General features: G+C 50.7%; 18 protein-coding genes. All 18 read left to right on the forward strand.

The annotated features are described in order from the left end of the window. The first annotated feature begins 626 nt into the window (after positions 1-626). On the forward strand, positions 627-1,067 hold the full coding sequence (locus AC1D2Q_RS25915) for a low molecular weight protein-tyrosine-phosphatase (protein ID WP_172901207.1): 441 nt from the start codon (positions 627-629) through the stop codon (positions 1,065-1,067). A gap of 45 nt (positions 1,068-1,112) precedes the next feature. Further along, complete coding sequence (locus tag AC1D2Q_RS25920; RefSeq protein WP_477815022.1) at positions 1,113-3,338, forward strand: polysaccharide biosynthesis tyrosine autokinase; 2,226 nt, start codon at positions 1,113-1,115, stop codon at positions 3,336-3,338. A gap of 211 nt (positions 3,339-3,549) precedes the next feature. Next, positions 3,550-4,821, forward strand: coding sequence for a DUF6369 family protein (locus AC1D2Q_RS25925; RefSeq protein WP_477815023.1), 1,272 nt, complete (start codon positions 3,550-3,552; stop codon positions 4,819-4,821). Continuing rightward, positions 4,818-6,278, forward strand: a complete 1,461-nt coding sequence (locus AC1D2Q_RS25930; RefSeq protein ID WP_477815024.1) for an oligosaccharide flippase family protein — start codon at positions 4,818-4,820, stop codon at positions 6,276-6,278. Before AC1D2Q_RS25925 ends, AC1D2Q_RS25930 begins: the two co-directional genes overlap by 4 nt. Then, positions 6,275-7,426 carry a polysaccharide pyruvyl transferase family protein gene (locus tag AC1D2Q_RS25935; protein ID WP_477815025.1) on the forward strand — a complete coding sequence of 384 codons (1,152 nt, stop codon included), beginning with the start codon at positions 6,275-6,277 and terminating at the stop codon, positions 7,424-7,426. The genes AC1D2Q_RS25930 and AC1D2Q_RS25935 overlap by 4 nt, the downstream gene beginning before the upstream one ends. A 19-nt stretch (positions 7,427-7,445) precedes the next feature. Next, on the forward strand, positions 7,446-8,309 hold the full coding sequence (locus AC1D2Q_RS25940) for a polysaccharide lyase (RefSeq protein ID WP_477815026.1): 864 nt from the start codon (positions 7,446-7,448) through the stop codon (positions 8,307-8,309). Beyond that, positions 8,310-8,852 carry an acyltransferase gene (locus tag AC1D2Q_RS25945; protein WP_477815027.1) on the forward strand — a complete coding sequence of 181 codons (543 nt, stop codon included), beginning with the start codon at positions 8,310-8,312 and terminating at the stop codon, positions 8,850-8,852. Between the two features lie 39 nt (positions 8,853-8,891). Then, positions 8,892-9,866 (forward strand): glycosyltransferase family protein, encoded by a 975-nt coding sequence (locus AC1D2Q_RS25950; RefSeq protein ID WP_477815028.1) that lies wholly within the window; start codon positions 8,892-8,894, stop codon positions 9,864-9,866. Between the two features lie 35 nt (positions 9,867-9,901). Further along, positions 9,902-10,357, forward strand: coding sequence for a polysaccharide biosynthesis protein (locus tag AC1D2Q_RS25955; RefSeq protein ID WP_477815029.1), 456 nt, complete (start codon positions 9,902-9,904; stop codon positions 10,355-10,357). Beyond that, positions 10,358-10,834, forward strand: a complete 477-nt coding sequence (locus tag AC1D2Q_RS25960) for a glycosyltransferase (RefSeq protein WP_477815030.1) — start codon at positions 10,358-10,360, stop codon at positions 10,832-10,834. Positions 10,835-10,888: 54 nt separating this feature from the next. After that, on the forward strand, positions 10,889-12,316 hold the full coding sequence (locus AC1D2Q_RS25965; RefSeq protein ID WP_477815031.1) for a mannose-1-phosphate guanylyltransferase/mannose-6-phosphate isomerase: 1,428 nt from the start codon (positions 10,889-10,891) through the stop codon (positions 12,314-12,316). 12 nt (positions 12,317-12,328) lie between these two features. Continuing rightward, positions 12,329-13,672 (forward strand): UDP-glucose dehydrogenase family protein, encoded by a 1,344-nt coding sequence (locus AC1D2Q_RS25970; protein ID WP_477815032.1) that lies wholly within the window; start codon positions 12,329-12,331, stop codon positions 13,670-13,672. A 399-nt stretch (positions 13,673-14,071) separates the two neighbouring features. Continuing rightward, positions 14,072-14,344, forward strand: coding sequence for a hypothetical protein (locus tag AC1D2Q_RS25975; protein ID WP_477815033.1), 273 nt, complete (start codon positions 14,072-14,074; stop codon positions 14,342-14,344). A gap of 86 nt (positions 14,345-14,430) precedes the next feature. Continuing rightward, on the forward strand, positions 14,431-15,543 hold the full coding sequence (locus AC1D2Q_RS25980) for a polysaccharide biosynthesis/export family protein (protein WP_477815034.1): 1,113 nt from the start codon (positions 14,431-14,433) through the stop codon (positions 15,541-15,543). A gap of 14 nt (positions 15,544-15,557) precedes the next feature. Beyond that, complete coding sequence (locus tag AC1D2Q_RS25985; protein ID WP_477815035.1) at positions 15,558-16,217, forward strand: YjbF family lipoprotein; 660 nt, start codon at positions 15,558-15,560, stop codon at positions 16,215-16,217. Continuing rightward, positions 16,214-16,981 (forward strand): capsule biosynthesis GfcC family protein, encoded by a 768-nt coding sequence (locus AC1D2Q_RS25990; RefSeq protein WP_019581985.1) that lies wholly within the window; start codon positions 16,214-16,216, stop codon positions 16,979-16,981. The genes AC1D2Q_RS25985 and AC1D2Q_RS25990 overlap by 4 nt, the downstream gene beginning before the upstream one ends. Positions 16,982-16,989: 8 nt before the next feature. Further along, the gene (locus AC1D2Q_RS25995) at positions 16,990-19,080 is read left to right on the forward strand and encodes a YjbH domain-containing protein (protein WP_477815039.1); all 2,091 of its coding nucleotides are present in this window, start codon (positions 16,990-16,992) and stop codon (positions 19,078-19,080) included. Then, positions 19,077-19,436, forward strand: a complete 360-nt coding sequence (locus AC1D2Q_RS26000) for a VanZ family protein (protein WP_477815036.1) — start codon at positions 19,077-19,079, stop codon at positions 19,434-19,436. Before AC1D2Q_RS25995 ends, AC1D2Q_RS26000 begins: the two co-directional genes overlap by 4 nt. Positions 19,437-19,604 lie beyond the last annotated feature (168 nt).

Genomic DNA, 19,604 nt, shown 5'->3' on the forward strand with positions numbered 1-19,604 from the left:
CTGATGGCAGTAGGAAAGGTTCGATCCAGGCTGGCCGAACCGGTCACGCTGGGGAGTGCGGGCTCGAAGCGGCCCGGTCACTCGAGAAAAATGTTCGCAACGCGCCAGGGGCTGCGAATGGTCTGCACGCCATGCTTCTCGCCAGGCGCGGGCAGGGGAGATATCGAGCAGCCGATTGGCCGGCGAGCATGCCCGGTTGTTCCACGGCATGCTCGTGACGTAACCCGCTGTAAATAGAGTTATTGCCCAAGGCGTCCCTTACCCAACTACTAACCAAATGTTCGACACCCTGGCAATGCACTAGCGGAACGGCTATACATTAGCCATTCGCTATTTCAGTATAATTTAGATTGAACAGTCGCCAGAAAACGACAACCGTTAGAAATTGTCTGGATAAATTCGCTAACTGTTATTTTCACACTCTGGAGAGTGTGTTGTTATTTTTTGTCGGGATAAAAAGTTGGGGGCTGTTCAAACGTCATGGTAATAAATACGCATTGATTGTCTGAAAGTTTCAGTCGCAGTTCCTGGCCATTATAAGTGCCGGGGCTCATTCGTAATTTAAAGCTCTTATGTTCGGCAAGTGCTAGGTCACCGCCAATGTTGACAAGACGGGGAAGGTCATCTTGCTTAAAAGGGTTTTGATTGTCTGTGTTGGCAATATATGCCGCAGTCCCACCGCGGAGCATTTGCTGCGCGGGGCACTCGTCCATTCCGATATTCAGGTCAGTTCAGCCGGCCTTGCCGCCCTGACGGGCAAGCCCATCGAGCCGACAGCACACGCCGTACTCACGGAGCATGGTCATCTGCCCCATGAGCACCAGGCCGTTCAGCTCACTTCTCAAGCCGTCAGTGAGGCGGACTTGATTCTGGTGATGGAGCGGCGGCATGTCAGTGGCGTGCTCAACATTGCCCCTGAAGCGCGGGGCAAAGTGTTGTTGTTGGGCAAATGGCAGGACGATCGAGAGATCAGCGACCCCTACCGTCAAGGCAAACCTGCTTTTGTGCACGCTTATGCGTTGATCGAAGAAGCCGTACACGCATGGGCACAGCGTCTGGCACGCTGATGGCCACTCCTTTTTGAATCGTAATCAAGGCAAAGAATCCGACTTATGCAGCAAGCACCGGTAGTCAATGTGCGGGACGACGACAATGACGAGATTGATCTTCTCGGCCTGTTTGGAACACTCATCGATCATAAGTGGCTGATTGCCGCGATTACCGGTGCCTTCATGGTGGCGGGGGCCGCGTATGCGGTGCTGGCGACGCCGGTATTTCAGGCGAATGCGCTGTTGCAGGTCGAAGCGAAGAAGAACGACTTACTGGGCTTCTCGGATATCGGCAGCATGCTGGGCAAGGAGTCTCCTTCGGCCACCGAAATCGAGTTGATCCAGTCCCGCTCGGTGATTGGTAAAACTGTCGACAACTTGAAACTTGATATTGTCATACAACCGATGTACTTCCCGGTTGTCGGTGAGTTCCTGGCGCGTCGATTCCAGAATAAAAATCCCGGTGAAATAGCTGAACCCTTGTTGGGATTGAACAGTTTCGCCTGGGGAGGGGAGTCGCTGAAGATATTCAAACTGGATCTCCCCGACGCGCAACTGGGCAAGAAATTGACCCTGACTGCGGGTGAAAATGGTCATTTCACGTTGGTGGATGAAGATGACAACCTATTGGCGGCCAGCCGGGCCGGAGAGCTTTTCGAAAAAAATGGCGTAACGTTTCAAATAGAGGAAATGCACGCCAATCCTGGAACCCGCTTCCGCATTATCCGTAACTCCCGCCTGACCAGTATCCTCGACTATCAAGAATCTTTGGATGTGGCCGAGCGTGGAAAAGAGTCGGGCATGATCGGTCTGGCACTGGAAAGTACCGATCCGGACCAAGCGATTAAAATACTCAATGAAATCGCCGCTATCTATGTGCGGCAAAACGTAGAGCGCACTTCAGCAGAAGCTGCGCAGAGCCTGGCGTTCCTCAAAGAGCAACTTCCTGAGGTCAAGAAGGACCTGGAAAAAGCCGGAAATGCGTTGAATGAGTACCAGACGCGCAGCAAGTCCGTGGACATCACGCTCGAAACCAAAGCTATTCTTGATCAGATAGTCGGGCTCGATACCAATATTTCCGAATTGAAGCTGCAGCAAGCCGAGATGGACCGCAAGTTCACCCGCCAACATCCTGCCTATCGCGCATTGTTGACCCAGATCGGTGAGTTGAGCAGCAAGCAGAAAAGTTTGGCGTCCAAAGTGGAGAGCCTTCCCTCTACCCAACAAGAATTGCTAAGCCTTACCCGGGATGTAGAAGTCGGTACGGCCATTTACACCCAGCTGCTGAATAAGTCTCAGGAACTGGATGTGATGCGCGCGGGCACCGTCGGTAACGTACGGCTGATCGACACCGCGGACGTCAATTTCCTCAAACCGGTCAAGCCGAAAAAAATCCTGATTGTATTGATCGCTACTATTCTTGGCGGCTTCCTGGCAGTGGCCCTGGTGCTGGTACGCAAGGCGCTGAACCGCGGGCTGGAAAGCCCGGAAGCCATCGAGCAACTTGGGTTGCCGGTCTACGCATCGATTCCCTACAGCATTTTGCAGAAAGCCGAAGAAGATAAAGTCTCCCGCGGACGAGGACGTTCCAATGGGACTTCATTACTGGCCGTCACTCATCCTACCGATCTGGCAATCGAGGCGTTGCGCAGTTTGCGTACCAGTCTGCACTTCGCCATGCATGAGGCCGACAATAACCGCCTGATGATTTCCGGGCCCAGCCCTCAGGTGGGTAAAACGTTTGTCTCGGTCAACCTCGCGGCGGTGATAGCACAAACCGGGCTGCGGGTATTGTTGATTGATGTCGACATGCGCAAAGGCTATTTGCACAAAGTGTTAGGTGTTTCCTCAGACAATGGGCTCTCCGATATCCTGGCCCGGCGCTGTGATGTGGCCACCGCCATCCACAAGACCCCAATCGATAACTTTGATTTTGTCAGTCGAGGCCAGATTCCGCCCAATCCTTCCGAGTTACTGATGCACGCCAATTTCAGTGCGCTATTGGAGCAGGTGAGTGAGCTTTACGATCTAGTGATTCTCGATACACCGCCACTACTGGCAGTCACAGATGCGGCGATCGTCGGGCGTCTGTCCGGGACCAATCTGATCGTGACGCGCTATGGCCTGAACCCGGCGAAGGAAATCGAGTTGACCGTCCGCCGGTTCACCCAGAACGGCGTTGCCATTAAAGGCGCGATCTTTAACGGCGTGGAGAAAAAGGCCTCCAATAAATATGGCTACAGTGATTATGGTTATTACCACTATGCCTATGCCTCTGACAAAAACTGATGGGTATGGAACAGGTCGCATCATAAGTTCAGATGTTCGATAGCGCTGTTGTTGTGCTTGGGTTTTTATCGTTATCGCTGCACCGGATCATTAGCCAATGGGCATGATCAAACCGATATTTCATGGAAGCACTACGTCCTGAGGAAGATGACGAAAAATCCTGGGGCGGTAGCGTGTCAAATGACAACATCAGCATAAAGAATATCAAACTATGTTTTACCTATTGTCTCTTATGGCTTTGTCAGCGGGTTTGCTCGCAGTAAAAGCCCCAAAATACTCAATTATATTTTTTGGTGTAATGCTGTCTGTTATCCCTACCGGGAATTCCTATAGCGAAATAATATCCTTAAAGGGAATCTATTTTTTTGATTTCTATATAGCTGGCGGACTGGCGGCGCTGTTAATAAGGCAGGTCGTGACACAAAAAACTCAATTAACAGCACCTGCCGGACTTCTGTTTGGATGCGGGCTCTACGTGGTATTGCTCGCGTGTGGCTTAATAGGGTCTCCGAGTAAATATCTATTAAAAGACACTCGGCCATTTATAATGATCCTGTCATTTGTTGTGCTCACGAATATTGTCACGCTGGCAGCGAAAACATTGACGCTACAAACAGTGCTGAAAATATTGATTGCGATGACTGCCTTCAATATATTGGATATCGCTTGGCTGCGATTGGGGTTGTACAGTTTTCAAGACGTCTACTATGAGGAAAACGCCTACAGGTACCTTGATGGCGGCACATACGCAGCCGTTGCATATCTAATCTATTACTTTATAGATCCCCGCTTATTTGAAGATAAGAAAAATCTAGCGAGGATCTGTTTGATGACCTCATTCCTCTGTCTGTTCATCGCCAATTCGAGATTCATCTTCGTTTCTGTTTTTGCAGCTATCATTATTCATCAATATACAAAGCCTGCCCGAATGATAGGCATCATACTATTAGGTTCGGTTGTGCTATTGGCTTTTATTGAAGTCAGTAACATGATAGGTGCTGATCGAATCAATGATGCTTTGTCATCTGAAGGTTTGGCCGTTCAGCTAACCACTCGCTTTAGCCCTGCGCTGGACTTGATAAGAAATATGAACCCCGAGCACTACTTTGTCGGGCTAGGGGCCGGAACTCCTTTTGAAATTCCCTGGTTTGAATACCGTGGTCTCGATGACAAAAACTCGAATATCGACAGTGCGTACTTAACGTATTTTGTCAAATACGGGGTCATCGGCTTGTACTTGCTATTCGTATTTACTACGTCCATAACTCACCACTTGAAAACCCGGGTAGCGGTATCAATAGCCACCTTTCTGGCGGTGATGTTCATCGTGTCGGCCACACCTTATCAGCCGTACGCTATCGGAATCGCATATAGCGCAATTATTTTACGCGCCCTTTCGGAAAACACCGCCAGGCAACGTAAAAAAATACTGACACTTCATCAACCGCTGATCACTCCACCTTTACAGGTTGAAGCCAGATGAACAATATGCTGTTGAAAAAATTCGTGTCCAGCACTGCGTGGAGTTTCATATCAGCGGTGGCTACGAAAGTCTCGGTTGTCATTACGGGTATCTTGGTCGCCAGAGTGCTGGGTGCACAATCATTTGGAGAATATGGCCTGATACAAAGCGCCATTGTCATGCTCGCCAATGTGGCCGCCCAAGCCACAACGACGGCGACGGCTAAACATATTGGTCAATTTAAAGACACCTCCCCGGAAAAAACGGGCAGGGGTATCGCTTTAACGCTGATGTTTTCCTTATCCTTTAGTTTAATGATCATTGGTGTCGCTCTATTTTTTCCCCTTTTCTTCTCCACCATCATTCTCGGCTCCGACAATCTGCAATATGTATCACTGATTGTATTGAGCACCATCACCTTCATCATTTTATCTGGTTGGACCCAAGGGTGTTTAACCGGCTGGGGGCAGTATCGGTCTATTGCGACAATCAATGGAATTATCGCCATCGTTGCGATCCCGGCAACTTACTTTCTGACGATAAAATTCAGACTCAATGGTGCGCTACTGGGGGTGGCGTGCTCTCAGCTGTTAATCGTGTTGTTTAGCGCGCTTGCATGCTGGAAAACATTAAAGGCAAAGAGTACTGCGCTCAGTTTCAAAGGTGCCATGACTGAAAAGCATACCGTTCTTTCGGTCGGACTCCCGGTCTTGCTGACAGGGCTGATGGTCGCGCCAATGAATTGGTTTGCGAATAAATTGCTGACGGAAACAAGTAACGGGTTCGCCGCGTTAGGTATGTATGCAGCTGCCATGCAATGGAATGCAATATTCTCACATGTCTCCGTGGTATTAGGCTCCGTACTTGTCCCGATGTTAGCCGCAACGCTAGGAGGCAAAAACCGAAAATTAGACGCCTTGAATTTTCTGTCCGGCTGGCTAATTGTATTGATCATTATACAGCCAGTCATCATGTTCCCCGAACTGCTGGCAAAACTCTATGGCAATAGCTTCCTCGGACGGGATTTTGAAATAACGTTGATTCTGGTCATTCTGGGCTCGCTGCTAAGTGCATATAAATCCGGCGTTTCAAGAAAAATGATCGTGATGGATTTAGCGTGGTACAGCGTCATGAGTAATATTTTGTGGGGTGTATTGTTCATATCCGGGGCCCTGCTCCTGAGGGAAGAAGGCGCCATCGGAATTGCCAAAGCATTCATTGGCTCGCAATTAATACACTTCCTGCTAGGCTTGCCCTATTTCATATACAAAAAAATATTACCCTTGGAGCTGCTCGTCTCCCCCAGAATATTAATCTTGTGGACATTGCCTTTTGTCAGTTTCATCTCAAGTACTTACGTTGAAAGTGTCCTGTACCGATTGATGATAGTGGTCGTGATTTTTGTCTATATTCTAGCGACGACATTAACCTTGAATACTATGTTTAATGAACCCGTAGAGATTGGAAGCCCAGCATGAATTCCAGTAAAGTTTATATCCGTGGTGCTTACGGCCCAGGCAATCTAGGTGATGACATATTGATGCTGTGCGTCATCAATATTCTGAAAAAAAGATACAAAGAGTCGGACATTGCCGTGGGGGTGGATCATCCAGCTGTCGCCAAAAATTTTAACCCGCGCATAAAATGGTTGCATATCAAGGAGCCCGTCAAAGCAGACTTGGTGGTTTTAGGGGGTGGCGGTCAGTTTTTCTCGTTCATTCCTCCCGCCAGGAAGGCGTCCTCAATTCAACTTAAAGTGTCAAAACTTTACAAGAGCATAAAAGCCCAAACGGATTTAAAATCTACACTTTTACGTTTGTATGTAGGGATGCGCGGAGGGATAGACAAAATATTCTTCCATCGCCGTCTTGCTGCATTTTGTATTGGTTTAGGCCCGTTTGATGGTGGCGGCAAACTGCTGAATCGCGCAGTCAATGTCATTAATCGTTGTGATTATATTTCCGTCAGGGATGGTACAAGCCAAAAACATTGCAATGCTTTTGGGAAATCGGATGTAGATGTGTACACCGATCCGACCTTGCTTTCTGACCTATGGATCTCTAATACCGATCTGAAGATAAACAGCGTAAATAAGAACAAATACCTGTCATTTATCCTGCGGGATTGGCCGCATGATGCGAATGGGCAAAAATTCATCGAGGCTATGGTTCAGGCCGCTCATGAACTGTCCAAGCGTGGAGAGCATGTTCGTCTGGTGTCACTGTATAAAGAGCGCGACCAGCATCTTATCGATAAGCACCACACGTTTGAGTGGTTGTGCTGGGATGCTGCCGTCGATACGCCAGAGACGTTCATGGCGAAATTGATAGTTGAATCCGACGTCATTATCAGCGCCAGGGCGCATGGCGTACTTTTGCCTGCTTCCTTAGGCTATCCAACCATCGCAGTTGAAATCGAAAACAAGCTAAAAAAAGTACATGAGATGCTCCCTCGCGGCACCAAGCTGGTCAGCGCCCCTGACCATAACCTGATCATGGCAACCATTGGCGAGTTCAGACAAACCAGAGAGCACATGGCAGAGCACCTCAAACAAGAGATTTCGCAGAGATCATCCATCGCGCAAAATGCTGTTGATGATTTTCTGGCATGGGTCGATAAGAAATAAAATCAGAGGGGCAACTGACGTGAAAAAAAAAGCCGCGACGTTAATCGCTTTAGCCTTCTCTCTGCATGTGGCTACGAGCAGTGCATCCGATATAAATGACCGCTGTGAACAAAATGTTGAAAACATCTATCCAACACTTCCAGATGTTTCACAGGTGTTCAACAGCCGTCATGGAAACAGTCGCGCACAGGACAATATAAAAGGCAGTGCTAATTWAACAAACAAAACCTACAGTCATGAGATAAAAGACATTACGGTGCATTATCCCGCCGGGTCGTACGATCCGGGTTCGATGGTCCGGTTGGGGTTGCCCTATGGGGGGATTGAATTCAAATCCAAGCTCAAGCAGCCGGGTAGGGAATGCCTGATTCTTACGTATGAATTGAAATTCGATAAGAATTTTAATTTTGTAAAAGGCGGAAAACTTCCAGGGCTCTACGGCGGCACAGGCAATACAGGCGGAAAAATACCTAATGGCCATGATGGTTTTTCCACTCGCTACATATGGAAAGAGAACGGTGTCGGCGCAATCTATGCTTATTTACCCACTAGCAAAACATGGGGGACAGCGATAGGCCTGGGTTCCTGGACATTTAGTGTCGGCCAGTGGCATACATTGGAACAACTCGTAAAGTTGAATACGCCGGGTCGCGCCGATGGCGTGATTTCTATTTGGTACGATAAGAAACTGGTGCACTCCGAAACCGGGTTGACGTTCAGAGACACTAGAAACCTGACGATCGATGGATTGCTATTTTCTACGTTCTTCGGTGGAAACAATGCATCCTTCGCCACACCTGCCAGTACCAATATACAGTTCAGAAATTTCGTAATGAGTTCACGTCGCATCGCTAATACATCAGGGCAGAGTGCAGGTAACTAGATGAAGAACTTGAAGCTCAATATCAAGAAGGTCGCCGTGGCCTCGTTTAATACGGCGCTTAACCTGGTTTTCTTTTTCAGTTTGAGACGTTCACTGCTAAGGGCGACGGGATGCCGTGTTGGCGTTAAAACTACTGTCCATAGAAAGGTCGTTTTTTTTTCATTCGGTAAATTCTCCGTAGGAAAAAACTGCACCATAAATTACAACTGTTATATGGACAATAGAGCAGGAATTCGTATCGGCGATAACGTCAATATTTCTCATAACACAAAGATTTATACACTGGGGCACGATATCGACGACCCCATGAGTCACACGGTCGGGAAACCGGTTGTCATTGAAGATAACGTTTGGATCTTTCCCAGTGTGATGATTATGCCAGGCGTCAAAATAGGAAAAGGTGCAGTCGTTTATCCTGGTAGCGTTGTCACGCGTAATATTGAAGAGTATTCGATTGCGGGAGGGAATCCGGCTAAACATATTCGTTTCAGAAATAAACACATTCAGTACAGCGCTGACTTTCCTATTTGGTTTGCATTGTAGTGCTCGGTTTTCTTTACTATTCTTGCGCAGGATTCAGAAGTGAAATCATTAATGATCGCATGGGTCGGCTATCAACGACGCGCCGACACAATGAAGCAATATTGGGCGTATGATATTCTGCATCTACCTAATAAATTCAAAAAAAAATATGCACGTCCATTGGATTATTTAATTAAGGCTTTTAAAACTATTAAATCGCTTTTTATCGGCTCGCCGGAGGTTCTTTGGGTCCAGTTGCCACCGAGCCCTGTGTTGCACATAGCACTGGCCTACAGGTTTTTTATTAATAGGCGTCTCAAGATTATTGCTGATGTGCATAATAGTTTGCTGCGCAAGCAATGGATAACCTTCCCAGGGACCGTGTCCTTGCTCAATAAAATTGATGCTGTTGTAGTTCATAATTTTAAAGTCAAAGAGGAGTTGTCCCGCTCAGGCGTTAATGTGGAAAATATTTTCATCCTGGAGGATTTGCCGTGTGATTTTAATACTCCTCCTGCCAGTGATCATCAGACACCCTACGTGCTTTTTCCCTGTTCTTTCGATGTCGACGAGCCGATAGAAATCGTTATTAAGGCAGCCAGAGAAATGCCGCATGTAGACTTTTTTATCACCGGGAGGTACGGAGGAAAGTTGTCCGGAGCTCTCATCGCGTCAATGCCAGACAATATAAAGCTTACGGGTTTTCTGAGTAAATTGACTTTCGAACAACTGCTGTGCAACGCAAACGTCGTTCTCGGCCTGACAACGCGCGACAATGTCCAATTGAGTGTGGCAAACGAAGCGGTTAGCGCCGGCAGGCCGATGGCACTTTCGAACACACCAGTACTGCGATCATTGTTTTCGGACGCTGCTGTATTTGTTGATACGTTAGACCCCCTGTCAATAAAGTTCGGACTTTCTCAACTCCTCGAAAATGAAGAGCTCTATAAGGAAAAGTCAGCGTTGTTGAAAGCCAAGCGAATAACACGTTGGGAGGGGCAGGCGGAGTTATTGAAAGCAGCTGTTGTTATCTAATGATGTCTATTAATCCTGACAGAAAGGGATTCGTCATGAATCAATCGTATGATGTTTTACTGATTTGTTCCGGAGGTGGGCACTGGGTACAAATGAGCAAACTGCTTCCAGCGTTTGACGGCCAAAAAGTCAACATTGCCACCGTCGATACAAGCGTTCGCTCACAGTACCCACTTCACGATTTTGTTAAAGTTCCCGATTTCAATAGAAGTGAGCCCTTCAAGATAATTAAAGGGTTCTGTCAGATCTTCAACATTGTTTACCAAAGTAAAGCGAAATATGTCATCTCTACGGGGGCTGCACCGGGTCTGCTGGGTTTGATCACGGCAAAGATCATGGGAAAAAAAACGCTCTGGATTGATAGTATCGCGAATCCAAAAAAAATATCTTTGTCTGGCAGAATCGCTTCTTATTTTGTAGATGAATTACTCACGCAGTGGCCCACTCTTTCGGAAAACGGCAGGGCTCAGTATAAAGGGAGGGTTGTTTAAATGATATTCTGCAGCGTTGGTACTCAAGCACCCTTTGAGAGAATGCTCAGCTATTTATGTGAATGGAGTCATGCAAACCCCCATGTCCCTATTGTTGCTCAAGTCGGCAATGATGAAAGGGACTTGGGTCGCATTAACGCATTCAAGACAATAGCCGAACCTTTTTTCTCCGAAAATTTCAACGCCTCAACAGTCGTCGTTTCTCATGCGGGCATGGGTAATATCATTCGCTCGCTTGAACTGGGAAAGCCAATAGTTGTCGTGCCCAGGGATAGCAGCCGTGGGGAACACATTAATAATCATCAGTACGATACTGTCGAGAATTTTTCGGGCTTTCCATCTGTTTTCATTGCCCATGATAAAGACGAGTTTTTTTCGGCTATCGATTCGGCACTCAATTACAGTAATGCTGAAGTTCCTTTGGATTTCACAGAAAGAGATCGTTTAATCAGTTATATAAAGTCATTTGCGTCTTGACTCTTCGCTGTTTGTCGGCGCTCTCTTATCACTTTTAATTATTGAGTAATCGCTATGATTCCAGTTATTTTGTCTGGTGGCTCAGGCACGCGTCTGTGGCCGCTTTCAAGAGCACTCAAGCCAAAACAGTTTATGTCGATACATGGTGATCTGAGTTTATTTCAAGCCACTTTGGATAGAATAAAGAATCTGTCTGCAGAGGGAGATAGCTTAAGTCCTCCGATAATCGTTTGTAACGAAGATCATCGTTTTATCGTGGCTGAGCAAAGCAGATCACTGGATATAAAACCACAAAAAATACTCTTGGAACCCTCTGCACGAAATACCGCGCCCGCTATAGCGGCTGCGACACTGACAGCCCTGGAGGACGGGAATGATCCTATCCTGTTGGTTTTGGCTGCAGACCATGTAATAGCCGACGTTGATGCTTTTAAGGCCTCTCTGGCGTTGGCTAAGTTGGAAGTCAATAAAGGTAGAATTGTCACCTTCGGGATTGTACCCACTAAGCCAGAGACTGGTTACGGCTATATCCGTACTCAAGCGGGTGCTGCCGACGGCACTGCGCGCGTCGATGCTTTTATAGAAAAGCCCGATCTGGAAACAGCGCAAAGCTACCTCGCACAAGGAAACTATTTCTGGAATAGCGGAATGTTTATGTTCCGGGCTTCCGTCATGAAATCGGAACTGGAACGCTTGAATCCTGACATCGTTGTCGCGGCAGAGCTTTCTCTCGCCAACGCAACGCATGACCAGGATTTCACCAGGCTCAGTCAGGTGGATTTCGTGAACGCGCCCAATGTGTCCATTGATTATGCGGTCATGGAAAAAACCGACATCGCTTCAGTCGTTACCCTCAACTCCAGTTGGAGCGATCTTGGTGCATGGGATTCGGTTTGGGAGGCGGGAACGAAGGATGAAAATGAAAACTGCACACAAGGGGATGTGTTGCTGCACGGCGTTACTAACAGCTATGTCCACTCCAGTCATCGTTTAGTCACTGTTCTGGGTATAAATGATGTCGTTGTCGTCGAGACGTCGGACGCGATATTGGTGACGACCAAGGACCACTCTCAAGACGTCAAGAAAATAGTGTCTGAACTCACTAAAAATAATCGAGTCGAGGGTGCTAGTCATCGTGAAGTCTATCGGCCGTGGGGGAAATATGACTCAGTGGACCAAGGTCATAGATATCAAGTGAAGCGAATCACCGTCAAACCGGGGCATAAACTTTCCGTTCAGCTTCACCATCATCGGGCAGAACACTGGATCGTGGTTTCAGGAACCGCAAATGTGCAAATCGCTGACAAACAGGTGTTGTTGACCGAAAATCAATCTACCTTCATACCCATCGGGGTTGTGCACTCCCTTGAAAACCCGGGGAGAATTCCTCTTGAGTTGATAGAAGTTCAATCAGGTTCTTACTTAGGCGAAGATGACATCGTTCGTTTTGAAGATCGCTATGGTCGCCTCGAGCTCGTTTAAAGGATTATTAAAATGAATGTTACGGTTTTTGGAATAGGTTATGTGGGCCTCGTGCAGGCGGCTGTACTTGCTGACGCAGGTCATGACGTATGTTGCGTAGACGTCGACGCTATTAAAGTCGAGAATCTGAAGAATGGAATTATTCCTATCTATGAGCCTGGGTTGAGTGCCCTTGTAGAAAAATGCCATGAAGCAGGACGTTTACATTTCACAACTGATGCCGCACAAGGCGTGCACCATGGTGAAATCCAATTTATTGCAGTTGGTACGCCTCCAGATGACGATGGCAGTGCTGATTTAAAATACGTGCTGTCTGTTGCTACCACCATCGCACTCAACATGACGGAGGCTAAAATTATTGTTAACAAATCTACTGTGCCTGTTGGTACGGCGGATAAAGTCAGAGCTAAAGTTTCCGAAGTATTGACGTCCCGGGACCTTGAGGTGGAGTTYCACGTTATCTCCAATCCCGAGTTCCTGAAGGAAGGTTCTGCGGTAGCAGACTGCACCCGTCCCGATAGAATTATCATCGGCAGTGATAGCAGTTACGCGGTGGACCGAATGAGGCAACTCTATGAGCCTTTCAACAGAAACCACGAAAAAATAATCACGATGGACATCAGAAGTGCCGAACTGACGAAGTATGCGGCCAACTGTCTATTGGCAACAAAAATTTCATTCATGAATGAAATGGCTAATTTTGCCGAACGATTGGGCGCAGACATTGAGGCCGTTCGCAAAGGCATTGGCTCTGATCCAAGAATTGGCTACGATTTTATCTATCCCGGCTGCGGCTATGGCGGCTCCTGCTTCCCTAAAGATGTACAAGCCCTGGAACGCACAGCGTCGTCGATCGGCTATAAGGCAACGCTTTTGTCAGCGGTCGAAGAAGTCAATAAACGACAAAAGGAACATCTATTCGGGCATATCCAACATCACTTCGACGGGCACCTGGAGGGCAAAACATTTGCGATTTGGGGCTTGGCTTTCAAACCCAATACAGATGATATGCGAGAAGCATCCAGCCGCGTCTTGATTGAACAGTTGCGGAGCGTTGGCGCCAGAATACAAGCCTTCGACCCCGAAGCGATGGCCGAAACACAACGAATTTATGGAATGAATGAAGACTTGCTTTTAATGGGCACAAAAGAAGCCGCGCTTCAAGGTGCTGACGCTTTAATCATTGTGACAGAATGGCGCGAGTTCAAAGCCCCTGACCTGGACCTTATAAAGGAAAAGCTGAGTACTCCTGTCATATTTGACGGCCGTAACATATTCGATCCTCACCGCATGAAAGCTAATGGGTTCGACTATTATGGTATTGGTCGTGGGCTATCGGTACGGCCACTCATTTAATGCTGTTGTTCAGGCCCAAGAAAACGCCATAGTCCCTTTCCAAACCCTGCAACGGACAAGTCCGATAGTCAAAAGGTCGGGATAATGCTGACCATTATTAACAATGCGTCAGCATTCGCGCTCAACGAGGAGCGCTGAAAAGCGGCCAACGCCCTGCTAATTTCGTGGAAATTCTGCAAAAGTCACCGCTTCATCTTGGTTTGCAAGCGATCTGCGCAGGCTTTTGGGGGAATGTTGGCCACTGGTTTACGTTATCTACGAGTGAGATGATTCTGAGGAGGTGACGTGCGTGATCCGACAAGATCTTTCTGCAGTTGTCATTGCCTCTTCATCTCCGTTCCATCCCAGCTCCCTTATTATAGAGTTTCATAAGGGTTTAATATCGAGAAGGAGTCTGATATGAAGAAATTACTTTTAGCGGGCTTGCTGGCTGTCATGAGTACCGCGGCATTGGCAGCGGATGAATCAGTGAGCGAGGTGGCGAGTGAAAACGAGCCATTGTCTTTGAGCACCCCACTGGTTGGGGACGTGACGGTCGCCGAAACGGTGGTGATCGGCGCGGCCATTGTCGGCGCTGCGGCGGCCGCTTCAAACTCTGGAGGCAGTTCCAATGGCGGTACCTCTGGAACGGGTGGCACAACCGGTACTGGTGGTACGACGGGTACCAACTAAACCCCGCGAAGTATGTTGTTCAAGATCACTCAGAACTTTCTGGGTGATCTTGTTTTAGATTTGCCCTCGACTAGCGTAGTGCCCTTATGATCCGTAGATTATCTGTTGTTATGCTGGCAAGTATCAGCTTGCACGGCTGTATGTTTTCGCCTGGTCAACATATGGACACCAGTCAAATGGTCAGTGACGGCTCTCCGGAAAGTAGCCGGGTGGAGCTTATTCCCATCACGCCTAAATTGATTGCCATGGATGCGGCCACGCAAGTTCGCGAATCCGTTCCCCCAGCGTTGTTGTCCTATGCTCCAGGCGGTTATCGCGTGGGTGCCAACGACCTGTTGTTTATCACGGTCTGGGATCACCCCGAGTTGACGGCGCCGTCGGGGCCGCAACAGCAACTCGATGCCAACGGGCGTCTGGTGCGTCCGGACGGCACGTTGTTTTATCCCTACATCGGTAATATTCCAGCCGCCGGTAAAACCATCGAAGAGTTGCGAGCCTTTATTGCCGAGCGCTTGTCGCAATTTGTCGAAAGCCCTCAGGTCGACGTCAGCGTATTGCGCTTTGCCAGCCAGACCGTGGTGATTTCCGGTGCGGTGCTCAAGGCTGGCCAGCAGCCAATCACTACCACGCCGCTGAGCGTGGTGGAGGCTGTTGGCGCGGCCGGTGTGGACCCCTCGAACGCAGACCTGTCAGGCCTGACGCTGACCCGGGACGGGCGCAAGTACAAGCTCGACCTGGACACCCTCAATCGCCAGGACTCACAGCTGCAGGGCGTTTACCTCAAGGGCGGCGACCGATTGTACTTGCCCTATAACGACCAAAAGCGGATCTATGTCATGGGTGAGGTCAACTTGCCTCGTGCGCTGAGCTTCAAAGGCAAATCGATCAACCTGACCGATGCGCTGGGCACAGTGGGGGGCTTGAATCAGACCACCTCCAACGGCAACGCGGTGTACGTGATTCGCGGTGCCGACCACCTGGAAACCGAACCGGCCAAGGTGTTCCAGCTCGATGCCGAATCCCCTTCGGCCCTGGTATTGGCCACCCGTTTCGACTTGCAACCGCAAGACATCGTCTATGTCRGCCCGGCCGGCGTGACGCGCTGGAACCGTCTGATCAGCCAGCTTCTGCCTACGGCCAGTGTCCTGGGGACCGGCGCCAGCTCTCTCAATAACCTCAGCGAAGCCAACAGCAGATAAGGCTCTATCCCGCCGTGAAAACTTTGCCTATCTTCGCCAGTCTGACGATGGCGCTCTTGTTGTGCGGGTGTAACCCGTTGATGAAGGCCTCCTGGGACACCCTTGAAACATCCGTCGCGGGGACTGCCTCCATCAACTTGACCCGTGCTCAGGTCGACGCCGTTCCGTATCCGCAGATCCTGGTCACCACCCCCTCCAGTGAGGGCGTGATGGCCATGGCTCGTCGGCGGGGCGATCTGCAGTTCTGGGTTGCTTCTGGCAAGCAAGTGCTGATGATGCGCGACGGTTTGGTGGTGCGCACTGTCGGGCTGGGCGTTTCCCTGGATGGCACTCGCTTCAATGAAGAGTCGCCCTTCAAGCGCGGCCTTCAGCATTTGCCCGACGGCTATACCAGCACGCGCTGGATCGACATCTACAACGGCAACCGCATCGGTATCGCGGTCAACAGCCGTTTCAGTCCCCATGGCATCGAGACCATCAGCATTCTGGACAAGGAATACGCCTTGCTGCGCATTGACGAGCAGGTGGATGCACCCACCCTGAATTTCCGCGCCACCAACCGCTACTGGGTTGACCCCCAGGACGGTTTCATCCTGCGCAGCGAGCAGCATCTGACGCCGCAACTGTTTCTGAAAATCGTGCAGGTGCGCCGTGATCGGGGAGCTGCCCGGTGAAGTGTTCAAACCTTTTCTTGCTTGGCCTGCTGTTGATCGGCCCGGGCGTGGGCCAGGCGGCCGTGACAGTCAGCGGTGACGTGCGTAGCCCTGGCCAATTCGAAATCAAGCCCGGTGCGCGCTTGCTGGATGTCATTCGTAATGCCCAACCCAATGCCGAAAGTTACTGGCTGGGCGCGGCGTGGCTGCACCGTTCATTAGTGGACAAGCAGACGCGCTTGAAGGCAGGTGTTCTGTTCGATCTGAAACTGCTGCAACGGGGCGCCTTGCTCGATGGCAAAAACACGCGAGCAGAATTGAGTGCGCGCCTATATGAGCAGGTCGCGCAACTGCCGGTCACCGGACGTCAGGTCGCGGTGCTCGATCCGATCGCTGTGGAAACGGGGTTCGCCCGCAACGCGCTGCTGGATGATGGCGACCATCTGATTTACCCCCAGCGGCCGTCCACCGTGGAAGTTTTCGGGGCGATCGCGCAGCCTTGTCAGGTGCCTTACCGAGCCCTGCAGGAAGTGCGTGCCTATGCCCGTGACTGCGCCATTCTTGGCGACGCCGAGGGCGACTATCTGTGGCTGATCCAGCCTGACGGCCAGGTGCGGCGCCTGGGCGTGGCGGCTTGGAATCGTGAGGACGGCGTCGTGGCGGCGCCCGGCAGCAAGATTCTGGTGCCGATCAGGAGCGACGATCTCGAGACGCCGACCCCTGAGCTCAATCAACAACTGGCCGAGTTTCTCGCCACTCAACCGCTGGCTGAGGTGGCCCCTTGAAGTGCCCGTTGAAGTTACGTTTTGCTGCTGCATTGCTCCTGCCCTGCGGATTAGCTCACGGTGAACCGCGCTACACCCAGAGTGATTTTGGTGGCGTTGGTCTGTTACAGACCCCCACCGCGCGCATGGCCCCTGCGGGGGAGTTGAGCGTCACGGCCAGTCGTACCGACCCTTATTCGCGCTATAGTTTTTCCTTGCAGCCACTTGATTGGCTGGAGGGATCGTTTCGTTACACCGCAATCTCCAACCGCAGGTACGGCACCGAAGAATTGAGTGGTGATCAGAGCTTCAAAGACAAGGCCATCGACGTCAAGGCGCGGCTTTGGGAAGAAAGTCACTGGGCACCGCAGGTCGCCATCGGTGCGCGGGACATCGGTGGTACCGGGCTGTTTTCCAGCGAGTATTTCGTCGCCAACAAACGTTATGGCGACCTCGATTTCAGCCTGGGCATTGCCTGGGGTTATCTGGGTAATCGAGGGGATTTCAGTAACCCGCTTTCGGTTTTGGGCAGCCAGTTCAACGACCGCCCGCAGAGCACTGCAGTGGTCGCCAGGGCAGGGGACGTGAACACCAACGCTTACTTCAGGGGCCACCCTTCGTTGTTTGGCGGGATTGCCTATCAAACGCCCTGGGAACCACTGAGCCTGAAGATCGAGTACGAGGGCAACGATTACAAGAATGAGCCACTGGACAACCCACTCAAGCAAGACCTGCCGATCAACTTCGGTGTGGTCTACAAGCTGGCCGACAGCGTCGACCTGAGCGCCGGTTGGGAGCGTGGCAATACGGCGATGTTCGGCATCACCCTGCACACCAACTTTGTCAGCCGCAAGGCACCGGTGAAGACCTATGACCCTCCCGCCGAGCCTCTGCCGGCGCAGGCACCATCAACTCCGGCCGACCAGGTCAACTGGGCCGATGTCTCCAATCGGTTACAGCAAAATGCTGGTTATAAGGTTAAACGGATCACCCAGCGCGGTTCGGAGTTGATGGTGTATGGCGAGCAGTCTCGCTATTTTTATTCGGCCAAGGCCGTCGGGCGAGCCAGCCGGATTCTCGATAACAGCGTCAATCAGGATATCGACTGGTTCACCCTGGTGAATCAGCGTTATGACATGTCCATCGAAGAAACCAGCGTGCCGCGGGAAACCTTCCGTGCGGTGGTGAACAACGATCAGCCACTGAAAGATCTGCACCGTACGACCGAGGTCAATCCGGCGACTGCGCACCGCGAAACCACGCTCTACACCCAGGCGCTGGAGCCGTTCAGCTATGGCTTGGGGCTGGGCTACAAACAGAACATCGGTGGCCCCAACGGCTTGCTCTATCAGTTCACCGCCGATGCCGACGCGGAGTACCGTTTCACCCGCAACACCTGGTGGAGCGGCTTGCTCAGCGCCAACCTGCTGAACAACTACGACAAGTTCACCTACGACGCACCGAGCGGGTTGCCGCGAGTGCGCACCGATTTACGTCAGTACCTGACCACCTCCGATGTGACGATGCCGACGTTCCAGTTCAATCACGCGGCGCAGCTGGATCGGGACTGGTATGGCATGGTCTATGGCGGCTATCTGGAATCCATGTATGCCGGGGTCGGCAGCGAAGTGCTGTATCGACCTAACGGGAAACGCTGGTCGGTGGGCGCCGATCTGAATTTCGTGCGCCAGCGGGATTTTGATCAGGGCTTTGGCCTGCGCGATTACCAGACCATAACGGGTCATGTCACCAGCTATACTGAATTGCCCAATGACATGCTTGCAGCTGTCAGTGTCGGGCGTTACCTGGCACGGGACTGGGGTACCACCGTCGACTTGTCGCGGGAGTTCAAGAACGGCGTGAAGTTTGGCGGCTGGGTCACCCTGACCACTGCGTCGAAGGCGGAATATGGCGAGGGCAGCTTTGACAAAGGCATCTACATTTCCATCCCGTTCGACGAGTTGATGAGTACCTCGACCATGCGTCGTGCGAATATCGTCTGGGCGCCACTGACTCGCGATGGTGGTGCGCGCCTGAACCGTGCCTACTCATTACAGACCATGACCGACGGGCGTGACAGCAGCTTGTTCTACAACAACTTCGAGAAAATTACCGAATGATCACGTGGCTCAAAGGCTTGGTCGAGTTGCCATTCTGGCTCCGGGGTCTGGTCTTTGCCGCGGTGACTGTGATTCTGCTGTTCGCGGGATTGCGCGCTCAGCCGATCCCGGAGTTGTTCGCCGAAGAGGACAAGATCCATCACTGGATCGGCTTTCTGGTGTTTGCATGCAGTTGCCGTCTGGCTTTCCCCAATGTGAAGTTTGTCTGGACAGCCTTGGGGTGTTTGCTCACCGGCGTACTCATTGAGCTTGCGCAAGGGTTGATGCCGCTGCGCACGGCTTCGCCCTACGACATGCTGGCAAATAGTATCGGCGTGTTGATGGGGTTATTTATTTCAAGGTACTGGGTACGTTGAAAAGGCGTTAGGCACCTGGCAATTTGTCGGCATGTTGTAACCGTTGATCCTCGCTATATCCCCCCTCCAGTAACACCTCTCTTGCCACTCCATCCGGCATATGTTCCGTAATGCAATCTGTAGCAGCTTCCGAGCCTGCGAGGCTGCGTTCGGCTGCGCAGCAGTCGT

This window comes from Pseudomonas sp. P1_A1 (assembly GCF_056406935.1).

Excerpts from the sequence above, each read along its gene's own strand:
- AC1D2Q_RS25920 (WP_477815022.1), top strand. The coding sequence starts at position 1,113 with ATGCAGCAAGCACCGGTAGTCAATGTGCGGGACGACGACAATGACGAG.
- AC1D2Q_RS25925 (WP_477815023.1), top strand. The coding sequence starts at position 3,550 with ATGTTTTACCTATTGTCTCTTATGGCTTTGTCAGCGGGTTTGCTCGCA.
- AC1D2Q_RS25930 (WP_477815024.1), top strand. The coding sequence starts at position 4,818 with ATGAACAATATGCTGTTGAAAAAATTCGTGTCCAGCACTGCGTGGAGT.
- AC1D2Q_RS25935 (WP_477815025.1), top strand. The coding sequence starts at position 6,275 with ATGAATTCCAGTAAAGTTTATATCCGTGGTGCTTACGGCCCAGGCAAT.
- AC1D2Q_RS25945 (WP_477815027.1), top strand. The coding sequence starts at position 8,310 with ATGAAGAACTTGAAGCTCAATATCAAGAAGGTCGCCGTGGCCTCGTTT.
- AC1D2Q_RS25955 (WP_477815029.1), top strand. The coding sequence starts at position 9,902 with ATGAATCAATCGTATGATGTTTTACTGATTTGTTCCGGAGGTGGGCAC.
- AC1D2Q_RS25960 (WP_477815030.1), top strand. The coding sequence starts at position 10,358 with ATGATATTCTGCAGCGTTGGTACTCAAGCACCCTTTGAGAGAATGCTC.
- AC1D2Q_RS25965 (WP_477815031.1), top strand. The coding sequence starts at position 10,889 with ATGATTCCAGTTATTTTGTCTGGTGGCTCAGGCACGCGTCTGTGGCCG.
- AC1D2Q_RS25975 (WP_477815033.1), top strand. The coding sequence starts at position 14,072 with ATGAAGAAATTACTTTTAGCGGGCTTGCTGGCTGTCATGAGTACCGCG.
- AC1D2Q_RS26000 (WP_477815036.1), top strand. The coding sequence starts at position 19,077 with ATGATCACGTGGCTCAAAGGCTTGGTCGAGTTGCCATTCTGGCTCCGG.